The 22,059-nt window shown below is 33.7% G+C and carries 18 protein-coding genes and 1 riboswitch; of the genes, 4 read left to right on the plus strand and 14 right to left on the minus strand.

Annotated elements, in window-relative coordinates; all coding sequences use genetic code 11:
• Window positions 1-73: 73 nt before the first annotated feature.
• The 5 genes from P2Q73_RS04465 to P2Q73_RS04485 form a co-directional block, all read right to left on the minus strand.
• Window positions 74-1,315 carry a hypothetical protein gene (locus P2Q73_RS04465; protein WP_275784384.1) on the minus strand — a complete coding sequence of 414 codons (1,242 nt, stop codon included), beginning with the start codon at window positions 1,313-1,315 and terminating at the stop codon, window positions 74-76.
• Window positions 1,308-2,468, minus strand: coding sequence for a DUF58 domain-containing protein (locus P2Q73_RS04470; protein ID WP_275784386.1), 1,161 nt, complete (start codon window positions 2,466-2,468; stop codon window positions 1,308-1,310). The genes P2Q73_RS04465 and P2Q73_RS04470 overlap by 8 nt, the downstream gene beginning before the upstream one ends.
• On the minus strand, window positions 2,465-3,403 hold the full coding sequence (locus P2Q73_RS04475; protein WP_275784388.1) for an AAA family ATPase: 939 nt from the start codon (window positions 3,401-3,403) through the stop codon (window positions 2,465-2,467). The genes P2Q73_RS04470 and P2Q73_RS04475 overlap by 4 nt, the downstream gene beginning before the upstream one ends.
• 27 nt (window positions 3,404-3,430) lie before the next feature.
• Window positions 3,431-3,601 carry an aspartyl-phosphate phosphatase Spo0E family protein gene (locus tag P2Q73_RS04480; RefSeq protein ID WP_082460677.1) on the minus strand — a complete coding sequence of 57 codons (171 nt, stop codon included), beginning with the start codon at window positions 3,599-3,601 and terminating at the stop codon, window positions 3,431-3,433.
• A gap of 94 nt (window positions 3,602-3,695) precedes the next feature.
• Window positions 3,696-3,884 (minus strand): hypothetical protein, encoded by a 189-nt coding sequence (locus P2Q73_RS04485; protein ID WP_056827494.1) that lies wholly within the window; start codon window positions 3,882-3,884, stop codon window positions 3,696-3,698.
• Window positions 3,885-4,010: 126 nt separating this feature from the next.
• Here P2Q73_RS04485 and P2Q73_RS04490 point away from each other — a divergent pair, with 126 nt between their 5' ends.
• From P2Q73_RS04490 to P2Q73_RS04500, 3 genes are all read left to right on the plus strand, one after another.
• Entirely contained in the window at window positions 4,011-4,199 is a 189-nt protein-coding gene (locus tag P2Q73_RS04490) for a YkvS family protein (protein ID WP_053590192.1), read from the plus strand.
• A 62-nt stretch (window positions 4,200-4,261) separates the two neighbouring features.
• Complete coding sequence (locus tag P2Q73_RS04495) at window positions 4,262-4,873, plus strand: CPBP family intramembrane glutamic endopeptidase (protein ID WP_082460679.1); 612 nt, start codon at window positions 4,262-4,264, stop codon at window positions 4,871-4,873.
• 80 nt (window positions 4,874-4,953) lie between these two features.
• Complete coding sequence (locus P2Q73_RS04500; protein ID WP_275784398.1) at window positions 4,954-5,556, plus strand: hypothetical protein; 603 nt, start codon at window positions 4,954-4,956, stop codon at window positions 5,554-5,556.
• A gap of 41 nt (window positions 5,557-5,597) precedes the next feature.
• Here the strand turns inward: P2Q73_RS04500 and P2Q73_RS04505 are convergent, their stop codons facing one another.
• Both P2Q73_RS04505 and P2Q73_RS04510 read right to left on the minus strand, forming a co-directional pair.
• Window positions 5,598-6,044 carry a MarR family winged helix-turn-helix transcriptional regulator gene (locus tag P2Q73_RS04505; protein WP_056827499.1) on the minus strand — a complete coding sequence of 149 codons (447 nt, stop codon included), beginning with the start codon at window positions 6,042-6,044 and terminating at the stop codon, window positions 5,598-5,600.
• Between the two features lie 56 nt (window positions 6,045-6,100).
• Window positions 6,101-7,186 (minus strand): ATP-binding protein, encoded by a 1,086-nt coding sequence (locus P2Q73_RS04510; protein WP_275784401.1) that lies wholly within the window; start codon window positions 7,184-7,186, stop codon window positions 6,101-6,103.
• Between the two features lie 196 nt (window positions 7,187-7,382).
• On the opposite strand from P2Q73_RS04510, the gene P2Q73_RS04515 reads away from it, so the two are divergent.
• On the plus strand, window positions 7,383-9,143 hold the full coding sequence (locus P2Q73_RS04515; RefSeq protein WP_056827502.1) for a B12-binding domain-containing radical SAM protein: 1,761 nt from the start codon (window positions 7,383-7,385) through the stop codon (window positions 9,141-9,143).
• A gap of 20 nt (window positions 9,144-9,163) precedes the next feature.
• On the opposite strand, the gene P2Q73_RS04520 is transcribed toward P2Q73_RS04515, so the two are convergent.
• From P2Q73_RS04520 to P2Q73_RS04550, 7 genes are all read right to left on the minus strand, one after another.
• Window positions 9,164-10,516 (minus strand): TrkH family potassium uptake protein, encoded by a 1,353-nt coding sequence (locus P2Q73_RS04520; RefSeq protein WP_053590199.1) that lies wholly within the window; start codon window positions 10,514-10,516, stop codon window positions 9,164-9,166.
• 106 nt (window positions 10,517-10,622) lie between these two features.
• The gene (locus P2Q73_RS04525) at window positions 10,623-11,390 is read right to left on the minus strand and encodes a TerC family protein (protein ID WP_275784407.1); all 768 of its coding nucleotides are present in this window, start codon (window positions 11,388-11,390) and stop codon (window positions 10,623-10,625) included.
• A riboswitch (yybP-ykoY riboswitch) is annotated at window positions 11,391-11,549 on the minus strand.
• 62 nt (window positions 11,550-11,611) lie between these two features.
• Window positions 11,612-12,700 carry an SDR family oxidoreductase gene (locus P2Q73_RS04530; protein WP_275784410.1) on the minus strand — a complete coding sequence of 363 codons (1,089 nt, stop codon included), beginning with the start codon at window positions 12,698-12,700 and terminating at the stop codon, window positions 11,612-11,614.
• Window positions 12,701-13,206: 506 nt separating this feature from the next.
• Entirely contained in the window at window positions 13,207-16,272 is a 3,066-nt protein-coding gene (locus P2Q73_RS04535; protein ID WP_275784413.1) for an efflux RND transporter permease subunit, read from the minus strand.
• 345 nt (window positions 16,273-16,617) lie between these two features.
• The gene (locus tag P2Q73_RS04540) at window positions 16,618-18,192 is read right to left on the minus strand and encodes a peptide chain release factor 3 (protein WP_275784416.1); all 1,575 of its coding nucleotides are present in this window, start codon (window positions 18,190-18,192) and stop codon (window positions 16,618-16,620) included.
• Between the two features lie 167 nt (window positions 18,193-18,359).
• Window positions 18,360-19,409, minus strand: coding sequence for a M42 family metallopeptidase (locus P2Q73_RS04545; protein ID WP_275784418.1), 1,050 nt, complete (start codon window positions 19,407-19,409; stop codon window positions 18,360-18,362).
• A 388-nt stretch (window positions 19,410-19,797) separates the two neighbouring features.
• Complete coding sequence (locus P2Q73_RS04550) at window positions 19,798-21,990, minus strand: sensor domain-containing protein (RefSeq protein WP_275784420.1); 2,193 nt, start codon at window positions 21,988-21,990, stop codon at window positions 19,798-19,800.
• Window positions 21,991-22,059: the final 69 nt, after the last annotated feature.

Below are 22,059 nucleotides of genomic sequence, written 5' to 3' on the forward strand. Positions count from 1 at the left end.
TGGATGGTCCTTAAAAAGGGGGAAATGAGAATGTTGCTGTGTTCTTTATTACTATGCCCCGTATTTCATAGTTTTAAACATCTTTATAAATAAAAAATTTATTTTTTATTTCATTTAATGTTTTAATAAATACTTCTGCTTTTGGTGTAGCAATTGTATGCCCACCGTACCTTACTTCCTCATAAATTTGAAAAAATTCATCATTAACTTTCCAACCCATTTTATTAAACCACTCTCTTACTGTCTCATCCCGTTTTCTACCTAAGTCAAATGAATTCGATTCAACTTCAAACTGTAAATATCTTTCTCGTAATAGAGACGTTTCAACTTTGTAAATGGTTTTTAATTGGCTCTTTTTCTTTTCTTGTTCATCATTCATTTCTTCATTCTCATATTGGATATAAACTTGCTCCAATTCTAACTTCTCGGGTTTATTTTTTAATAAATATCGAACTAATAATATACATGCAATAGTTACTATGCCAAATAGAATCCATTCAAATGGGAAATTCGTAATCATTTCTTCCTTTATAGGTTCTCTTAGCTTGTTTTCGCTTTGCTCCCCAACCTGTAAGCGTTCGCTCTCTTCTATTTCTTTAATCTGTAATCCACCTATGAAATTTTCTAGATATTCTATTAGAGGTCTAAATGGTATTATTAAAATACTAAAAATAAATACTAACAGGATATCTATCCCTTTTCTAATGATCGGGGCAATAAAATAAAAACAAACAGATAGACCAGCTAAACAAACGATACTAACTAGATAGAAAACAAAAATTTTTGCTTTCGAAATGGAATTAGACTTGTCTGTATTCACTAAGATAGAGAATACTCTTATGCCCATGAACAGTGCTATTCCGGTTAAAAACACAGTATAAAGAAGATACTGATAGTTTTCATGCCCCAAAATAAAACTAACAAAATGGACTAAGAGAAAAGTTGCAAAAAATATAAGCATAAAGCTGCTATCTAAATGGTACCCATTTTGAGATGTATTAAATCTTGCGTGAAGTCTCCATATTGAAATCAATACTCCTATCAAAAATAACCAAAAAGGAGATCCGAAAAGGAAAAGCAACAACAAGATCAATGAAGGGAGAATAAAAGGTACAACCATACTTGGACCCGTTTTTCTAAACACTAATAGGGAAACGACTGAAATGATTACTTGTAGACCAATCCAAATAATAGGTAACGATATAGCCGTTTGATTTTGTATCAATACAAAAATCAAAGCAACGATCCATATATCTCTCAAATAGTTTCCAAACGACTGAACTTGAATATTGATCATTCGGGTAGACTTATACATGAGAAGCCTCCCTTTGAATTATATCCGTTACGTACAAAACGTTTGACCGTTGTTCCCATTGACTTAAAAATGGTAAAAACTGTTCTAGATTATGTGTCATAATATAAACAGCAACTGGAAGTTCTTCCTTCATATTTATGTACGCAATCATCTTATCAAATGGAACTAGACTGTCGCTCCAAGATAATACGGATAGTAGTTCTAAAGCTCGTATCCTATGCGTATCCCCACTTCCTATTGGTAAATATACAAAAGGGAATTTCCCATATGTTCGTATATTTATTGCAAAAGAGAAAGGTATATCTTCTTTATAACAAGCGTCTATATAGGAAGCTAACCACTCAATTTTTTCTTCAAAATCTGCCACTACCCCATGCTTGTTCTTTATATTTAAGACAAAAAGGATAGATACATTCGCTACCTTAGTAAATACTTTCGTTTGTAATTCTTGCATTTTAGCACTAGCTTTCCAATGTATATGATGAAATTGGTCTCCAGGTTCATATTGTCTTGTTCCAACTGGAAAATAAGGATCATCATATAAAGAAGAATTCAATTGTAAGTGACCTTGTTTTACATTAGATGGATGTAGCTTCTCATTGATGGGATATATTTTGGGGAATACAATTGCATCTATTAATATAAATGGCTTAAAATCAAGCAAAACTGATCCGTCGATTAAAGGATGTGGAACTTGAATTTCGATTTGGTTTATCCTAGCAAGCCCTCTATGGTCACCTGTTATGGGGATTTTTATCGTTACTCGCTTGTTAAAACCTATAGAGAAAGGAGCTTTCACTTCGTGTAAACCTGCAATAGTTCTATTGGTGATACCATATGGGGTTATAGAATCTTGAAAAGATATTAATAGAGTTCCGTTCCAAATTGGTAACCCTTTGTTTTGAAAAGTTAATACCAGATTAGAAGTCGATCCTATTAATAAACGAACTCTCTTTTTTTCATTAATTAGAACTAATTTCTCTCCGACCTTTTTAAAATAAATCATTTGCAAAAAAACTATAAATAGCATTAAAGTTAAAACAACTAATAATAGATATTGTTTGAGGAGAAGAGTGATCATACATATAACGATGAGAAAATCTAAGAATAATTTTGTATTTCTCATACCAAAATCCTGACGTATCCAATTCATCGAGAAATAGCCTCAACCGGAACTTCAATTTCACTGACTAGTTCTCTCATTATGTCTGCTAGATTATGAATTAGCATTCCTTGAGGAGAAAGTTTCATGCGATGAAGGCAGACGGGGTCAATCACTTTTTTTACATCATCTGGAGTAACATACATTCTACCTTTAATAAAAGCATGAGCTTTAGCTGCTTGAAGTAATGCAAGAGAAGCACGACTACTTAACCCTAATTCAATAAATTGGTGATTTCTAGTACCATTTACAATTTGGACTATGTAAGTCATGATGTCGTCATGCACAGCTACTTCCTTTACTTGCTCAGCCCATAGTTCAATTTGTTCTAATGTCACTACTTTTTTTGATCTTACTTCCCCTGGTAAACGTCCAAATGTTTGTAATATAACTTTTTCTTGTTCCATAGATGGATAGTCAATCGTTAGTTTAAATAGAAAACGATCTAATTGTGCAGCAGGAAGTGGAAAAGTACCCTGCTGAGACTCTACTGGATTTTGAGTTGCGATAACCATAAAAGGGGATAACAAATTAATTGTTTCTCCATCAATTGTTACTTGTTTCTCTTCCATGGCCTCCAGTAAACTTGATTGAGTTCTCGGTGTTGCACGGTTTATCTCGTCTGCGAGTAGGATATTACTCATCACGGGTCCTATTCTTAGAATAAATTCTTGCTTTTGAGGATGAAAAAAACTAATTCCAGTTATATCTGAAGGTAATACATCTGGTGTAAACTGTATTCTTTTAAATTCTCCATGAATAGCTTCGGCAAAAGACTTAGCCATCATAGTTTTTCCAGAACCTGGTACACTTTCTAAAAGCACATGCCCCCCACATAGTAATCCCATCAGCATCAATTCAATTTCTCTTTCCCGTCCAATTATAGATTGGTTTAGTTCCTTTTGTAGTACTAAGATACTATTCATGAACAATTTCTCCCTTAAATAACTAATCTATTTTTTATATTGTATATTTTGGCTTTCTTCATATTGAAATATATTTAATAGCAAATCAAGCTCTTTACTTAATCGAATAGTATCTTGATCTTGCATTCCCTTTTCTATAGCTGTTTGGATCATCTTTTCCCTTGTAAATTCCACTTGTTTCAAAATAGATTCTACCATTTAGAACAACCCCTTTTACAAAATATATATTTTCATTTCAATATACCTTTTGCTTTAAGTGTTTAAACAAAAACATTTCGACAATTCACGACAATCAACTTCTTGGTGTTAGTAAATACGTATAAATGACATGACCACCTTGTTTAGCTTTTCCTGAAAAATGTTTAAAATCTTCTCTTTTTAATAATACTTCTCGAAATGGAAGAAATTCCTCTTTTGTTATTTCTAATGTATTTATAGTACCATTTTTTAGCATATTTAGCTTCTCTTCAAAAGATTCCATATAGCTCGTTCCTTTCTTTTTATTAATCGATGTATATTTTGCCGCTTTCGGATTAAAATACTTTACGAATACCTTTTTTTAGGGCAAACTGTAATGTATTAAGTTCTAAAAGGGGAGGGACAATCTGTGAAAGTTGCAGAAGTTGGTAATATAATAGAATTTAGAGATGGTCTCCAAGGTATTGTTGAAAAAGTCAATGAGAACTCTGTAATCGTTGATTTAACATATATGGAGAACTTTAATGAACTTGAAATGGAAGAAAAAACCGTAGTCAACCACAAGCGTTATAAAATATTATATAGTAATGAAGACTAAACGTCATGCCGTTCCTCGATTAGAAGAACGGTATTTTAAATAATTTTTAGGATGTGCTTTTATTGAACAGAAAAATACCCTTATTGGGTTTAATCATAACCTTACTTTTAGCTTATACCTTTACATGGATCACATTTTCTAATGAAAAGGTATTTTGGTACTTTTACACTTTTACGGTCCTTTTTCTCATGTCGATTGCATTTTTTTACGCTAAGATAGATGATAAGATCAAAACAATTGAATATATTCTTTATGGTGTAGGATTTGGATTTTTGATGTATGCAATAATTGCAGGAGGATATAAATTACTTGAGTGGATTCCAGGTATATCGACCACAAGTGTCAACCAATTTTTTGGGAACTTTGCGCCTACTTCCATTTGGCATTTTCTATTGCTTTTGTTCATTATAGCACCTGGTGAAGAATTTTTTTGGAGAGGGTATATACAGCAACAATTGAAGCGGTGGATGACTCCTTCAAAAGCTATTATTGCTAGTTCAGTACTATCTAGCCTTTCTTTTATATTTAGCGGTTTTTGGCTAGGTATGTTAGGCGCTTTCATTTGTGGTCTCATTCTGGGAATTTTATATGAATGGAAAAAAAGTATGCCCCTTATTATTTTAGCCCATATCATTTTGTTAGTCTTGTTATTTTTAGTGTTCCCTATTGTCTGAAACAATTATTAATCAGTTACGTCTAATAATATGTATAAATAAAGAAGTATAACTTATTTTTTTAAAGGAGCTGGAAAATCATGAAAAAGTTTTATTCTTTATTGTCTGTTATGCTACTTACAGTTTTAATTTCTGCTTGTGGTACAACAACTAATGAATCTGAAAACACTAACGATCTACCTACTACTGAAGCAACTGAAAATGGACAATCACAAAATAATTCAACTAGTTCCACTGAGCCGCAACAAGTACTTGAAGGTACTACTACAGAAAGCGAAAGCCAAAACTACTCCATCACAGTTGCAGAAGGTTTTGAACTGACTGGAGAAGAACCGAACAAGGATTTACTTTTCAATAAAGAAAATGATTTACAGTCGATGAGAATTGAAACCTTTAATAAGGAAGAAGTCAATTTAGAAGAAACTACAAACAATTTAATGGAAACACTAAAGGCTTCCAATGAGGAAGGAACATTAGAAGAAATTACAGATGAAAATCAACTGCCTGCTAGTGATACTATTCAGCAAGCAAAAGGTTTCCAAATAGATACTCCAGATGGAAAAGTTACGGGATATACTTTTGAAACAGACGGATTGATAGTAAAACTTACTATATTTGATACAGCTGATACTCCTACATTAGAAACTTTCATACAAATGGCAGGAACAATAAAAAGTAAATAAAAAAAAGCTTCTGATTAGTAGTTAATCAGAAGCTTTTTTTATTAATACGACAAATTTTTAATGGATAAACCAAGTTTTTTTACAAGGTCGATAACTTCTAGTTTTTCTTCCTCTGAAAGAGCTCCCATTAATTCAACCAGTTGTTTCTCGTGTCTTGGGAAAAGTTCGTCCATGAATGCATTTCCTTCATTTGTAATTTCTGCAAAAGTCACTCGACGATCAGAATCACAAGAAACACGACTAATATAACCTCTTTTTTCTAACTTGTCTACTACATATGTAATAGAGCCACTTGCCAAAAGGATTTTGTTCCCAATTTGCTGAAGTGGTTGTCTCCCCTTATGATATAAGAGTTCCAATACTGCAAATTCAGTCGGGTTTAAACCATTTTCTTGAAAGAAATGATTCGTACTTTCATGAATTACTTTATGAGCACGTGACAACACAATAAATAACTTTAATGCACTGTTCGATTGTTCATTTGTCATTCTCGTCATCCTCACCTAAATAAAATACACTAAACACTATTATATAGGTCAGGTGATTAGATTGTCAAAATATGTTTGTTCTCATTATGAAGAGGAAGCAGAAATGTAAAAGTAGTTCCTTTTCCTACTGTACTACTTACTTCAATATTTCCTCCATGTTCACCAATTACTTTGTTAATATGTGCCAACCCTAAACCTGTCCCATAAGTTTTAGTTGTATAAAAAGGATCAAAAATCTTTTCTAGAACTTTTTCTTCTATACCATGTCCTTGATCTTCAATGGAAACACACACATAGGGTTTATCACCCATGTCCGAAATATTTATATATATATTTCCTCCATTTGACATTGCCTCTATTGCATTTTTTATCGTATTTATAAATACTTGCTTTAATAAATTTCGATCACCTAATATTTTTCGAGTATGGTCAATCTCAAAATTGATAGTAGCATTTATGTTTTGCATCAATGCTTGAGGAGCCATAAAATTAACTACTTCAAGAATTAGATTCTTTATCTCAAAGTTTGTAAATATAGGAGTAGTAGGCTTAGAAACTTCTAAGAATTCCGTTAAAATCTCTTCCATTCTATTAATTTCATCATTAATAACGGATAAATACCTTTTTCCATCATCATTTGCAGTAGAATACAATAATTGGGTAAATCCTTTTAATGACGTCATTGGATTGCGTATTTCATGTGCAATACTTGCTGCCAATTGCCCCAGAGTGCTAAGAGATTCTGTGTGGTCTAATCTCTTTTTCATTCTCATTTTTTCGGATTCATCATGAACTTCCGTTAAGTAAAGGTCTGCATCCTTTTGTTTTGAAACTCTAATTCTTATATATTTTAATTCACCCCTGAAGGTTTGTATTTCACAAAAAAACTCCGCCTGCCCTTTATGGTGAAGTTCTTGTATAAACTCTTTTTTATTTTCAAGGTTAGCTTTTAGCATTTTCAAAATATGAAATGCATTCATCCCACTTAACTCATTTCTATCGGTTTGTAGAATATTCTCTACTTTTGAATTTACTTCTAGAATTATTCCTTCTTGATTAATGAAAATAAGCCCTCCAGAATAAAGCTGAAAAACATGTTCAAATCTTTGCTTATATTTAGCTTCAACTACCACAAACGTCACCCATCCTCTCCTAACGATTAAAAAATCATCCCAAAAAGGGGTATTTACAGTATGTAAAAAAGAAGCATTTAAAATATTTGTTAATTCTGATTATTCCACAAATTTTTTTATAATGAAATGATTCCTTTTACCTATATTGTCGACAACAACAATCATTGTTGTTACAATAGAAATAAGTAAAAAGGAGTTATTAACAATGAATATAATCTTAACAACACTAAATGCAAAATACATTCATACTAATTTGGCACTTCGCTGCTTAAAATCCTATGCAGAACCAGAATATTCCCCCCTTATCACTGAATACACCATTAAAGACCCCACATTTAACATTGTCGCGGATTTATATCAGAAAAAACCCGATATTGTAGGTTTTAGCTGCTATATTTGGAATATCGAAGAAACGTTAAAAGTTATTAAAATTCTCAAGACTGTGGATCCAAAAATTACTATTGTTTTAGGTGGTCCGGAAGTTTCTTACGACACAAATATTTGGTTACGACAAGTAAAAGAAATAGATTATATTGTCGTTGGTGAAGGAGAAATTTCTTTTAAGGAACTGTTAAATTTCCTACACGGTAAACAGTCTCTTGAAAACATACCTGGTGTAGCATATGTACAAGACGACAAATTTATTCTAAATCCGCTACCAAAAAAATTAGATTTAAGAGAATCTCCTTCACCATTTCGCTTTGAAGAAGATTTACCCACTCTGTCTAAGCGAATAGTTTATATTGAAACAAGTCGTGGTTGTCCTTTCTCCTGTCAATTTTGTTTATCTTCAATTGAGGTAGGTGTTAGATACTTCAATAGAGATAAAGTGAAGGAAGATATTCGCTTTTTAATGGCAAATGGAGCGAAAACAATAAAGTTTGTGGATCGAACTTTTAATATAAGTAGAAGCTACGCAATGGAAATGTTCCAATTTTTAATAGATGAACATTTACCTGGAGTAGTCTTTCAGTTTGAAATAACTGCTGATATTATGAGGCCAGAAGTAATTCAATTTTTAAATGATAATGCACCAGCAGGGCTTTTCCGATTTGAAATTGGCGTCCAATCAACAAATGATTTAACGAACGAACTTGTCAAACGTAGACAAAACTTTGAGAAGTTAAAACGTACAGTTACAATGGTTAAGAGTGGAGGCAAAATTGATCAGCATTTGGATCTAATTGCCGGTCTGCCAGAAGAAGATTATGATTCCTTTAGAAATACTTTCAATGAAGTATTTGAAATGCGCCCAGAGGAATTACAGTTAGGATTTTTAAAGTTGCTACGTGGGACTGGATTACGTGTGGAAGCAAAAAAATACGGTTATGTTTATGTAGATCAAGCGCCGTATGAAATCTTTTCTAATAATGTGTTAACTTTTGACGATATCCTTCGCATAAAACAAGTGGAAGATGTTTTAGAGAAATATTGGAATGCGCATAGGATGGATCGAACACTTGAATACTTGTTCGATCAAATTTTTGATACTCCATTTGATTTCTTCCAACAATTTGGTACCTTTTGGGAGGAAAGAAATTGGTCGAAAATTGGTCATCAATTAGAGGATTTATTCATTAGATTGAATACCTTTTTAATGGGAATTGAAAACTTATCGTTACCAGTTGTTCAAAGTGTTATGAAACTAGATTATTTATCTAAACAAAAATTCCAACCACGCAAACCTTGGTGGTCAAACGACATTGCTAAAGAAGAACAATCCTATCTATATAAACAACTTCTGTTAAATCCATCTATTGCAGGGGATGAATTTGCATCACTTCAGATGAACGAACGTGAATTATATAAACAAACTTTTATAACACCAATCTCTATTTGTGTTGACTCATATTTGCAGGGAATAATAAAAGAAAGAGAAGGATACTTACTTACTACTTTTGGAAAAGGTCCAACCCCACATTTCTTTTTTATCGAACAAAAACAACAAAGCCAATTAATCCTTTAACGGATTAATTGGCTTTTCTATTATCCGATAATCACTCGCTCTTTCGGGTAATGATATTTACTTTTATTACTCTTTCCACCTAATGTATATAAAAATGAGATCAGACCAACTCGTCCAATAAACATTAATATCATAATTGTTACCTTCCCAATAATTGATAGATCTCCAGTAATACCAAGCGACATTCCACAAGTACCGAAAGCAGAGGTTATTTCAAATAGTAAAGATGTAATTGGAATATCCGGTTCAGTTATAGAAAGTAGAATAGTTGCGGCAAACACCATACCTAGAGCTAAAATTATTACTGCATATGCTCGAAAAATATCAATTAAATGAATTTCACGATGAAAAATTTGAATATTGTCTTTACCTCTTGAAAAATTGATTAAAAATAATAGTGCAATGGCAAAAGTTGTCGTACGTATCCCGCCACCTACTGAGCTTGGGGATGCACCAATGAACATCAAAACACTAATTAAAAAATTTGTACCTTCTTGGAATAATGTAATATCTACTGTTGTTAAACCTGCTGAACGAGATGAAACAGAATGGAAGAAAGCTGTAAAAAACTTTTCATGCCAAGCCATTCCTTTCATTGAATTAAACATTTCAAGTAAAAGAATCATTAGTGTACCAAACATCAGAAGAATTGCATATGTGATTGTTGTCAGCTTTGTAAATAATGAAAAACGAAAATTTTTATTTTTGTTTGAAAGAAATTCTTTTACTTCAATTAAAACTGGGAACCCAATTGCTCCAAAAACAATTAACATGCTAGTAATTATTTGAACAAAGTAATCATGATGATACGGTATTAAAGATTCACCTGTTATATCGAACCCTGCATTGGTTGTGGCCGAAACAGACGTAAAGATCCCATGTACCATCGCTTCCTTGAATGTATCATAATATTGTGTGAAATATAAAGTTAATATAACTGCTCCTATAAGTTGAATTAACAATAAAATTTTAACAATTTCTTTTATTAAGTTCACTACACCTGATAATTTAGGCTGATTATGATCAACCATTATTAACTGTCTTTCGCGAAGCCCAATTTTTTTTCCCGAAACTAACCAAATAAATGTCCCTAACGACATAATTCCAATTCCACCTAATTGGAGAATCAGTAATAACATAAAGTATCCAAATACACTATATGTTTCAAGAATATTAATCGCTGTTAAACCAGTGACACTAACTGCACTTACTGCGGTAAATAAACTATCAATAAAATCCACATGAACCCCTGGCCTATGAACACCTGGTAAATTTAGAAGAATTACTGATACAGCAATAGCAATAAAATAATACGTTACGATTACTTGAGCTGGAGTAAATTTAAACTTTTGTTTAACTTGAAATGTTCTCATAAATAGTTTCCTTTCAATAAGCACATGCCTGTTTTCTCATTGTAAGAAAAAAAAGCATAAAAAGATAGCACTAACCACTATCTTTTCATACTTTTACAATTTATTACTACGCATCTTCTTTTTTGTTTTTAACTACTCCGAATATATATCCTAATAGAGCTATACCCAGCAAGACTGTCCAGAAAGTAATTTCCCATGGTGCAGAGTGTGGGAAATCATGAGGTAGAATTCCAACTTTGTCATGAGACATTGTCAATACTGCTAATTTTACCCCTACCCAACCAACAATTAAAAATGCTGCTGTTTCAAGTGAAGGGTACTTTTCAAGTAATTGAACAAATTTGTGCGCTGCAAATCGCATAATGATTAGACCAATGACACCACCTGCGAACATAACGGAGAATTGACCAGCATTTATACCACCTATATCAAAGTCGCCTACGTACGGTAAAGTAACTGCAATTGCTACTGCTGCAAGCATAGAGTCTATTGCAAAAGCAATATCTGCAAGCTCAACTTTTAATACTGTCATCCAAAATCCAGAACCTTTTTTTGGTTCCATTCCTTCTACATCGATATGTGGACCTGGTTTTTTGCGTTGATCATAAATATGTTTTATCGAAATGAATAGTAAGTAAGCTGCTCCTATTGCTTGAACTTGCCAAATATTCACTAAGAATGTAATCATGAATAATGCTAAAAATCTAAAGACAAAAGCACCTAATAACCCGTAAAATAACGCTTTTTTCTGTTGTTCTTTTGGTAAGTGTTTTACCATTACAGCCATCACGACTGCATTATCAGCTGCAAGTAAACCTTCTAGACCTACTAAAACTAGCAAGACCCATGCATACTCTAAAAAAACTGTTTCCATAAATATCCTCCTTTTTTGCAAATAAAAAGACCCATGCCTATTAAAAGGCAAAGGTCTTGCTAAGCAATTTTAAAAATTACTATCATAACCGATGGCTTACGCCATGTAATGACGATTATGAAATAGGTTTCCCTATAGCTACTCCCCTTTGACATATGTCAAAAGTATATCCATTTATGTTATTCATTATAACGATTACAAATTAATTTGTAAAGGTAAATCTACTTTATTTGAATGTGATACAATTTGTCGTCTTTATGTCCGTTATAAAATCCAATCATAGATGGGATAGATTCGATAAAATCTGGGCATGTAATGTTTCCTTTTTTTAATATACTATCAGCTACAGTAGTATCAAAGGAAGCATCCCATGTTAAATAATCTAATGTTTCCTTTTCTACTTGTAATAGCTTTCTAACTAGATATAAAGAAACAGATGCTTTTGCAAGAAATAATGGTATTCTCCCTTTTGGATATTTCCCTGTTATTTCTTTTACAAATGCACGATACACTTCTTCAACTGGATATGGTTTTGGATCAGTCAAATGCAACGTTTTTGAAAGGGCATCCTCACTAAAACAGCTATATATGGAAGCTTTTGTTATATAATCACTAGGTACAACATTAATAAAAGAATGTGACTTTCCTAAGTAAGGTAACACGGGCAACCATTTTAGATTAGTAATCATATTAATAAAGAAATATGGCCCATCAAATTTAATTGTTTCCCCCGTCACAGAATTGCCCCTTACAATTCCAGGTCTGATTATAGTGACAGGAACGGACTCTTTTAGTTGTTCTACTAGCAATTCCGCCTCATATTTTGTTTCTTCATAATAATTTTTAAAACCATCTGGTCTAATAAGCTCTGTTTCTAATAGTTTCCCTTCTCTTTTACCTGCAACATAGGCTGTACTAAAGTATATATATCTCTTTAGATTAGGAAATTGCACAACTACTTTATTAAACATGTCTGTTCCATGAACATTCACTTTCCAAGCGATATCTTTTGGAACTGCTAAATCATAAATTGCTGCTAAATGCCAGATATACTCTACTTTTTCTCGTAGCATGTTTAATGTTTCATTTTTCAATCCGGCATTAGGTTCTGTAATATCTCCTTCCACAATAATGATCTGTTGATTTGGTATTTCATCTTTATAGATTTCTGCTATCATTTCTTTCGCTTTATCTACTTGAACTGGAAGAACGAGTACGTAAATAGATGAAAAAGCTTTTTGAAGGCGAAGCTCTTTTATAATATTTTTAGCTAAAAAACCAGGAAAACCGGTTATTAGTGCGTTCGACATTTAGACCCACCCCTTGTATAAATATTAAAAAATGAGCCATCGAGAAGACCCTTCGTTTCTTAGAGAAGACACGAACACGGATGTGCGCTCGCCACACGCTACGCATGAGCCTCTGCAGGATGAGTCGCTCCTTTGCCGCCTCCCTCATCCTTTACGGGGTCTCATTCTTCGCGCTTCTGCGGCGTGTAAGGCGCACATCCTGGAATCATCGGATGAACTAAAAACAATTTAATGAAAGTTAAGCCTACATCCTGTTTTCAAGATTATTGATTAACACTTCATTTGAGTACTTTATTCCTTATCAAGCAGAATACACTGGCATTCGCCCTTGTCAGCCGCATGACGTGCAGTATGAGACAGCGAAGTTTACTTTGCGACGAGCTTTGCGCAGGAGCACAAATGCGCTTGAGCATACAGCGGCTCATGCGGACGTGCGGCCAGCGCGAATGTCTATAGTTAGAGATGTATCCTTCCGAGACTATGCATAAGTAGTACTTTAATTTGGCCTAATCTTGAGTTGTCGCACGTTTTCTTGTTTCTTTATCAAACAAACTATAAATTACCGGAACAACATATAAAGTTAAAAAAGTAGAACTAATTAATCCTCCAATTACTGTAATGCCCATTGGTTGATTGATTTCTGTTCCTTCCCCAATACCTAGCGCAAGTGGTACTAACCCTAAGATGGTCGTTAACGCAGTCATGAGAATAGGTCTTACACGATCTCGTACCGAGGTTGTTATAGCTTCGTATGATGCCATCCCCTCTGCTTTTCGCTGATTAATATATTCTACCAATACAATTCCGTTATTAACTACAATTCCTACTAAGATAAGAATCCCTATTACTGCTGAAATACTTATTGGTGTATTTGTTGTAAATAATCCAAAGAATATTCCAATGACAATTAGGGGTACTGTAAACATAATAACAAATGGATACTTGTATGATTCAAACTGGGCAGCCATTACAATGAATACTAAAACAACTGCCAATAAAACCGCCAAGATCATATCGTTTGTTGCATTATCTAATAATTCCCGATCTCCACCAAATGAAATAGAAACATTGTTTGGCAATTGTGCTCTTTCAATTGCAGCATCTACTGAATCAGACATTTCCCCTAATGAAATATTAGAATCATATTTAACAGTAAATGCAACTGCCCCCGCTTGATTCACTCTTCGGATTGTTAAAGGTCCCTCTGCAACCTCTATATGTGCTACATCCTGTAAGGAAATATATAGACCAGATGGTGTTCTAAATTTTAATTGCTTTAGTTGGTCTACGCTATTTCGATAATCTTCATCATAATTAACATATACACCATACACTTCTTCTTGCTCTGAAATAATCTGTGTTGCTATAACTCCTCTTGTTATATTATTGACGGTTTGGGCTATTTGAGCTGGAGCAAGGCCATATTCAGTAGCTGCATCTCTCTTCACCGTCATTTGGACTTCATCAATTGTCTCCGTTAAATCATTTCTTATTTTTGTTATTCCATTTATCTTTTCTATTTCTTTTGTCACTTTATTTACCGCATTATTTAACTGTTCTTTATTTGCTGAAGTTATTGTAAAAGATAGTGAGTTTGGTGCTGATCCAGCAGCCGTTTGTAGATTAAAGTTTACTTCTACATTTTCTCCAACTGCTTCTATCACCTTAGGTTGAACTTCATCTACAAAAGTAAAAATGGAACGCTCTCTTTGATCTAATGGTATTAGCTTAACGGATATTTCCGCCAAATTAGATCGGGAAGTCCCTCTTGACTGTCCCTCTTGATTGCCGCCTACAAAGCTTACATATACTTCTACATCTTTTTCCTTTTGTAATTGTTCCTCAATTTTTTTTACTACTTCGTCTGTTGCAGCTATTGAAGAACCATTTTCTAACCTAACGGCGATCGTAACAAACCCTTCATCTGTTGCAGGTAAAAATTCTGTTCCCGTACGGAATAAACCAACAGTTGATATTACTAACAAGATTACCGTAATGGAAAGGATAATCGCTCGATGAGACAATGCCCATCCTACAGAACGCTCAAAGTTGTTGTATGCTTTCGACCGTCTTCTTTTTGCCTCCAGATTTCCCTTTGGCTTCTTCAGCATTCTACTTGCCATCATGGGAATAACTGTTATCGCAACTACTAAGGAAGCAAATAAACTAAAGGATATAGTGAGAGCAAACTCTGTAAAAATTTGACCTATTAATCCAGAAAGAAAGACAACAGGCACAAACACGGCGACAGTTGTTAGTGTGGAAGCAGTAATTGCTCCTATGACTTCTTTTGTTCCAACATAAGTGGCTTCCTTAGGATCTTTACCTAACCCTAAATGCCTTTCAATATTCTCTATTACTACAATGGAATTATCGACGAGCATACCAATACCAAGCGCTAACGCACCTAGCGTCATAATGTTTAAGGAGAAGCCTGCAAAATACATTAAAACAAATGTCACTATGACAGAATAAGGAATTGCAACACCGACAATAATTGGGCTTCTTATACCTTTTAAAAAGACAAATAATATTAACATTGCGAGAATACCGCCACTTATAAGAGTGGTGCCAATATTATCGATTGCAACCTGTATGTAATCTCCTTGGTCGAATAATAGATTTGCTTTAACTCCGTTAAATTCTTTTTTCGATAGCTGCTCCTCTAATGCTTGCTGAAAAGCTTTGGATACATTAGCCGTATTTGCACTTGATTCTTGGAAAACAGATAGTAAAACTGCTGGTTCATTATTCGCTCTTGTTTCAGTGTTTAAATCCTGTTCGGTCAACTCTACAGTAGCAACATCTGCAATAGTTACTTTTTTCCCATCAAGTGGATTAACTGTAATCACTAAATTTTTGATATCGTCTATACTCGTTAATGTACTAACTATTCTAGTTGTAAGTGTTTTTTTATCATTTGTTTCCACTGGATTTCCAGGAAAAGAAATATTATTTGCTTGTATAAGTTGAACAATATCGTTTTGTGTTAGTCCTTTTTCTTCTAATGCAATTGGATTTAATAATATTTGTACTTCTTCCACGAGTGAGCCAGATATATTAACATTAGCTACTCCATCAGTACTGATCAATTCTTTTTCTAATTTTTCTGCGATTAAGCGAATATCGCCGTCAGCATTTGTCCCACTTAGTGACAACTGAATGATCGGAAATTGTGCAGGGTCAAACTTTAAAAACTGTGGTTTTAATGCGCCTTCCGGCATGGTAGTTAAATCAATACGTTGCAAAATATCTAATTCAATATCATCCATATCCGTAGACCATTCAAACTCTAATAAAATGAAATTTGCGCCTTCTTGAGATGTGCTCTTTACTGACTTGATTCCGGGTAAAGTACTTAACGAGTCCTCTAATGGTTTCGTAATCTTTTCATTTACTTCTACCGAGCTTGCCCCTGGATAACTTGTTACTACTACAGCAACTGGAGGATTTAAGTCGGGAATTAAAGTTACTGGAATTTTAAAGAATGAAACTCCTCCAAGTATAATAATAAGAAACATGATAACTGTGGTAAATACTGGTCTTTTTATGGAGAAATCACTTATTTTCATTTTTTAGGGACCACCTTCTATTTTGCTAATACTATCATATGCCCTACAAAGGCAGAGTTCAAATTTATAATAAACAAAATCTTTACGGAAAATGCGTTTGTTGTCTAGTTTTGGAATATGGAGGGAGGGTTGTGCGATTTAGAATATATATATTGCTTTTCAATGAAATTATATCGTGATTATACAAGTTACCGTGGTATATTTTCTTGAAGGATTATTCGTGACTTCCGTCGCTTTCCTGCGATTATTCGAGATATAACTTTTAGAGAATAGTAGAGAATAGATTCTTTCATATCCATCAAAAAAAGAGGTCACTTTAGTTAAAAAGTGCCTCCCTCTACGATATTAAAGAAGATTATACAATTTAATATGTTCGTATTTATCTTGGAACCATCTAGTAGCGAACTCGTTTTCAAATAAGAAAACATAGTTGTCATAGCGATCTCTCACAAGCATACTTCTAGGACCTGTCATGGATTCTTTTACATCTTCTTCATTTTCAATCCAACGTGCTACTTTAGATCCAATTGGTTCCATCCGAACTTCCACATTGTATTCATTTCTCATACGGTGCTCAAACACTTCAAATTGGAGCTGTCCAACTGCTCCTAAAATGACTTCTTCTGTATGAAGCGTTTTATAGTATTGAATTGCTCCCTCTTGTACAAGTTGGAGGATTCCTTTATGAAAATGCTTGGATTTCAACACGTTTTTAGCTGTTACTTTTACAAATAGTTCCGGGGTAAATTGAGGAAGTTTTTCATAATTAAATCCTTTTTTCCCTCCGACTACTGTATCACCTATTTGATAGTTTCCTACATCGTAAAGTCCAATAATATCACCAGCTACTGCTGTTTCAACAGTTTCTCGGTCATCAGCTAAAAATTGTGTGGACTGCGTCACTTTGAAGTTTTTACCAGTACGAGCTAGTGTTACATTCATACCTCTCTCAAACTTTCCAGATACGATTCGGACGAATGCGATACGATCTCGGTGAGCAGGATTCATATTAGCTTGAATTTTAAAGATGAAACCAGAGAAATCTTCGTTAATAGGATTAACCTCTTCCCCGTTATCCGTTTTACGCGGCTGTGGAGTAGGGGCAAATTGTAAGTAAGTCTCTAAAAATGTTTGTACACCAAAATTGGTTAATGCACTACCGAAGAATACAGGAGTTAAATCTCCTGAAAGGACTTTTTCTTTGTCGAAGTCATTTCCTGCTTCATCTAACAACATGATGTCTTCCATGGCCTGTGTATAATAAGAAGTTTGTTTCATCGAATGATCAACAGCAAGCTCCCCATCGTCATCTAATGGAAGGTATCGTTGGTCATCTTCCACCCGGAATTGTTCAATGCGTTTGTTATATCGATCGTAAATTCCTAAAAATTCTTTTCCCATGCCTATCGGCCAGTTCATTGCGTAAGATTGGATTCCTAAAACTTCCTCTAATTCTTCCATAAGCTCTAGAGGCTCTTTCCCTTGTCGGTCAAGCTTATTTATAAAAGTGAAAATCGGAATTCCTCTCATTCGACAAACTTTAAATAGTTTTAAAGTTTGTGCTTCAATCCCTTTTGCTGCATCGACAATCATAACCGCACTGTCAACAGCCATTAGCGTTCGATACGTATCTTCACTGAAATCCTGATGTCCTGGTGTATCGAGAATATTAATACGACAATTATTAAAGTCAAATTGCATGACAGAAGATGTAACTGAAATACCACGTTGTTTTTCGATTTCCATCCAGTCAGATGTTGCAAATTTTCCAGATTTCTTCCCTTTTACAGTTCCCGCGTCACGTATAGCTCCACCGAAATATAAAAGCTTTTCGGTAATAGTCGTTTTACCAGCATCCGGATGGGAAATAATCGCAAAGGTTCTTCGTTTTAATATTTCATCTTTTAATTGTAAGTCCATATATTTTGTATCTCCTTCTTATTTACTTTTTTATCATATGGATTTGAGCGTGAAAATACAAGTAAAAAAGAACCAGTCAACGGTTTTTCTGCATATTTTATCGCAGAATTAGTTGCTGATTCTAATCATTTTAAGAAACAGGTATTTAATTTATCTCTAAATAATTCTTACAATAGTTTTGAGTTTACATATGCAAATAAAAGTTTAGCAGTTTGTTCTAATGATTCCACATGCGTACGCTCATAGGCATGTGATGCCTCAATACCTGGTCCGAATAATGCATGCTTTACGTCAAATCCAGCTCGGATGGCAGCAGAAGCATCAGAGCCATAGTGTGGATAAATATCTAATTTATAATCAATATTTTCATGTTTAGCTAGATCTACTAGTTGTCTCGTTAACTCATAATGGTATGGACCAGAAGAGTCTTTCGCACAAATAGAAACAGTATATTCATCTGAAGCTTGCCCATCACCTATTGCTCCCATGTCAACTGCAATATATTCAGTAACTTGTTCTGGTATATTCGAGTTTCCTCCATAACCAATTTCCTCATTATTTGAGATATAAAAGTGAGTAGTGTTAGGGAGTGTCACTTTATTTTCTTGAATGTATTTAATCAATTGAAGTAACAACGCTGTGCTCGCTTTATCATCTAAATGGCGTGATTTTATAAACCCGGATTCTGTTTCTTCAAAACGAGGATCAAAAGAAACAAAATCACCAACTTCAATACCTAACTTACGTGTTTCTTTCGCATTTGTCACTTTTTCATCTATACGAACTTCTATATTATTTTCATCTCGTGGTAATCCACTAGCATTCTTATATACATGAACAGTAGTTTGGTGCATAAGAATCGTTCCACGTATTCTTTTACCATCCGCAGTATGAATTGTACAATACTCACCTTCTACAGCATTCCAATTGAAGCCACCTACCATTGCAAGTTTTAATCTTCCACTCGACTTAACTTCTTTCACCATAGCTCCAAGTGTATCGGTGTGCGCAGTAAGCAAACGATGCTTGTAGTCATCTTCTCCAGTTATAGTAGCAATTAAAGCACCTTTATTTGTTCGTTGGTAAGTAACTTGTAAATCCGCTAATATTTTCTCCATAAAATCCATTATCTCTTTTGTATAACCGGATGGACTTGGTATTTCGACTAATTGCTTTAACAATGCAATAGTTTCTTCTTTCTCAAATATAAATGACATATATATCCTCCTTATTCACTCATTTATTTTAACAAAATTAATTATTTTCTTACACGACCAATTAAACACCTATTTTTGTTGTATGTACGTTCTATTTTATCGCACCATTTTGAGGAATTTTGTATTCTTACATTCAGTATACCATTTTAGATATTATTAAGTGTAAAGCATTACAAAGGAAGAGGAATCTATCCACTTCATAGATTATTAACTTAAAAGACTGCTTTGTTGATTCACTGTTGGCGGACGCTTTTCGCTGTCGGTCCGTTAACCAACTAAATTTTTCCCTGAGCTTACAACGAAGTGCTAGCAAAATCTTTTGTTTGCGACGTGCTTTCCGAAGATGCAACGATGAATGCTATCGTTCGTCAAGAGTTTGAAAGGACTGCTAATGAAGCAGTCCTCTTAGTTGAAAGTTTGGAATTTCCTCTGAATGTAACGGTTTAGAATAATAAAACCCTTGAACTGTATGGCAATCATGTAATTTAAGAAAATCAATTACCTCTTTTGTTTCTACTCCCTCCGCAACAACCTCTAATCCCAAGCTATGACCAATGCGGATAATGGATTCAACAATAACTTCGTCTCTATTTTCAACAATTCGATTCATAAACATACGGTCGATTTTCAGTGTATGAATCGGTAAATTACTTAGATATCGAAAATTTGAAAAACCAGAACCAAAATCATCCATCGCAATTTTAATACCAAGATCTTTCAAATCAATTAATAGTTTTGTTAAACGTTCAATATTTTTCATTAATACATTTTCCGTAACTTCAAGTTCTAGATAATGTGCTGGTAATCCTGTTTCTTTCAATATTAATTGGATATTTTGAAAAAAATCATTTTGTTCCAGTTCAGCAGGGCTTATATTTACCGATAAGGTATGAAACGATATCCCCATTTTTATCCATTCTACCGCTTGCTTACAGGCTTCTCTCAGCACATATTTACCAATAGGAATTATTAGTCCTGTTTCTTCTGCAAAAGGTATAAAATCATTAGGAGGAATCATTTCTTTTCCTTTTTTATTCCATCTAATCAACGCTTCAAAACCATGAACCGTCTCTGTTTTTAAATTGATTTTCGGTTGATAAACTAATATAAACTCTTTTTTCTCAAGACCTGTTCGTATGTCGCTTTCTAATTGAACTTTATTCACAAAACCTTCTACATGTGCTTGATCAAATACTACTACATTTCTCTTTCCACTTTCTTTTGAAACATTTAATGCTAAGTCTGCAGATCGATGTAATGTTTGATAGGATGTACCGTGGTTTGGATAAAAGGAAATTCCTACTGAACAAGATATATATACTTCCATTTCATCAATTAAGAATGGTTGCTCCATTTCTTGTATTAGTAATTCTGCACAACGAAATGGTGTATCTATTAGTTGATCATCGTCTAAAAGAAGAACAAATTCATCTCCGCCAATTCGATATAAAAGTCCTTCTCCTTTTTTCTGAATATATTTCTTTATTCTCGTAGTAACTTTTTTCAATAATTTATCCCCTGTGACGTGTCCTAGGGAATCATTAATATTTTTAAATCGATCTAAATCCATATATAAAAAGCTGAAAGGCTTATTTTCATTAATCTTTTTAATTACATCTCTTTCCAAAGCTGCCGCATTAAAGGTATTGGTTAAATGGTCAAAATAAGCAATTTCTGCTAATTTTTTTCTAGTATACTCTAACTCGGTAATATCGTTACCAAAACCTACTACAGCTGTAACTTTTCCTTTACGTTCGTAAGGTGAAAGTGTTATATAGATGCATTTTTCATCAAACCATTCTTTATACGATACCTCTTCTCCTTTAAACACATATTGGAGGTGACCTACTAATCTTTCGGTCATTTCTTCGGAAAAATATGCATCAATAGGTGTAGATAGTAATAAATTCTTTTCCAAAAATGTATCTCTTGAGGGTTGAACAGGCTCTAATCCTCGTTTAGATAAATATTCATGGGCTATTTTTCCGCTCAATAAAGAAAAACCATAATTTCCGAAAGCATCGAGTTTTACTTGGAACACTAAGTTATTTACATAATTCGCTACAGTTGCAAAGGAAGATACTAAAGAAGATTGTAACAATTTTTCCTTCTCTTTTTCTGATGTTATATCAGTTCGGATACTCAAGAAATAAGATTCTTTTTCATTTAATTCAACAGGTAGAATATATGTTTTTACCCAATATAATTCACCATTTTTTCTTCGATTACATATTTCGCCTTCCCAAACTTCACCACTTAAGATTGTATTCCATATTTTTCGAAAGAAAGAAGCAGGGTGTACGTTGGAGTTCACAACTTTATGCGTTTTTCCAACTAATTCTGATTTTGCATAACCAGATATCTCTACAAATCGATCATTCACATATAGAATTTGACCAGATCTATTTGTCACTGCTACTATCATTGTTTCGTTTAGGGCATAATCCATTAGTTCCATCTTAAAGAAAGCATCTTCTAGTTGCTCCTGAAGGATCATATCTTCAGCTAAAGACTCATTAAAAATCGCCTTTTTAACTGTATATAGCAGTTCATCTGATTTTGTATCGAAAATAGATCCCATAATTTCCTCTTTCTCCTTCTGATGAATTAGTTATATTGTCTCTGATAATTTACTATCGTTAGATATTTA

This window comes from Bacillus sp. Cr_A10, assembly GCF_029222665.1.
Lineage (GTDB): Bacteria > Bacillota > Bacilli > Bacillales_A > Planococcaceae > Psychrobacillus.

Bases quoted from the DNA above. Each gene is read 5' to 3' on its own strand.
- P2Q73_RS04485 (WP_056827494.1), bottom strand. From the start codon at position 3,884: ATGGAATCTTTTGAAGAGAAGCTAAATATGCTAAAAAATGGTACTATA.
- P2Q73_RS04500 (WP_275784398.1), top strand. From the start codon at position 4,954: ATGAAAAAGTTTTATTCTTTATTGTCTGTTATGCTACTTACAGTTTTA.
- P2Q73_RS04470 (WP_275784386.1), bottom strand. From the start codon at position 2,468: ATGAATTGGATACGTCAGGATTTTGGTATGAGAAATACAAAATTATTC.
- P2Q73_RS04550 (WP_275784420.1), bottom strand. From the start codon at position 21,990: ATGGGATCTATTTTCGATACAAAATCAGATGAACTGCTATATACAGTT.
- P2Q73_RS04480 (WP_082460677.1), bottom strand. From the start codon at position 3,601: ATGGTAGAATCTATTTTGAAACAAGTGGAATTTACAAGGGAAAAGATG.
- P2Q73_RS04520 (WP_053590199.1), bottom strand. From the start codon at position 10,516: ATGAGAACATTTCAAGTTAAACAAAAGTTTAAATTTACTCCAGCTCAA.
- P2Q73_RS04465 (WP_275784384.1), bottom strand. From the start codon at position 1,315: ATGTATAAGTCTACCCGAATGATCAATATTCAAGTTCAGTCGTTTGGA.
- P2Q73_RS04545 (WP_275784418.1), bottom strand. From the start codon at position 19,409: ATGTCATTTATATTTGAGAAAGAAGAAACTATTGCATTGTTAAAGCAA.
- P2Q73_RS04540 (WP_275784416.1), bottom strand. From the start codon at position 18,192: ATGGACTTACAATTAAAAGATGAAATATTAAAACGAAGAACCTTTGCG.
- P2Q73_RS04525 (WP_275784407.1), bottom strand. From the start codon at position 11,390: ATGGAAACAGTTTTTTTAGAGTATGCATGGGTCTTGCTAGTTTTAGTA.
- P2Q73_RS04505 (WP_056827499.1), bottom strand. From the start codon at position 6,044: ATGACAAATGAACAATCGAACAGTGCATTAAAGTTATTTATTGTGTTG.
- P2Q73_RS04530 (WP_275784410.1), bottom strand. From the start codon at position 12,700: ATGTCGAACGCACTAATAACCGGTTTTCCTGGTTTTTTAGCTAAAAAT.
- P2Q73_RS04535 (WP_275784413.1), bottom strand. From the start codon at position 16,272: ATGAAAATAAGTGATTTCTCCATAAAAAGACCAGTATTTACCACAGTT.
- P2Q73_RS04515 (WP_056827502.1), top strand. From the start codon at position 7,383: ATGAATATAATCTTAACAACACTAAATGCAAAATACATTCATACTAAT.
- P2Q73_RS04475 (WP_275784388.1), bottom strand. From the start codon at position 3,403: ATGAATAGTATCTTAGTACTACAAAAGGAACTAAACCAATCTATAATT.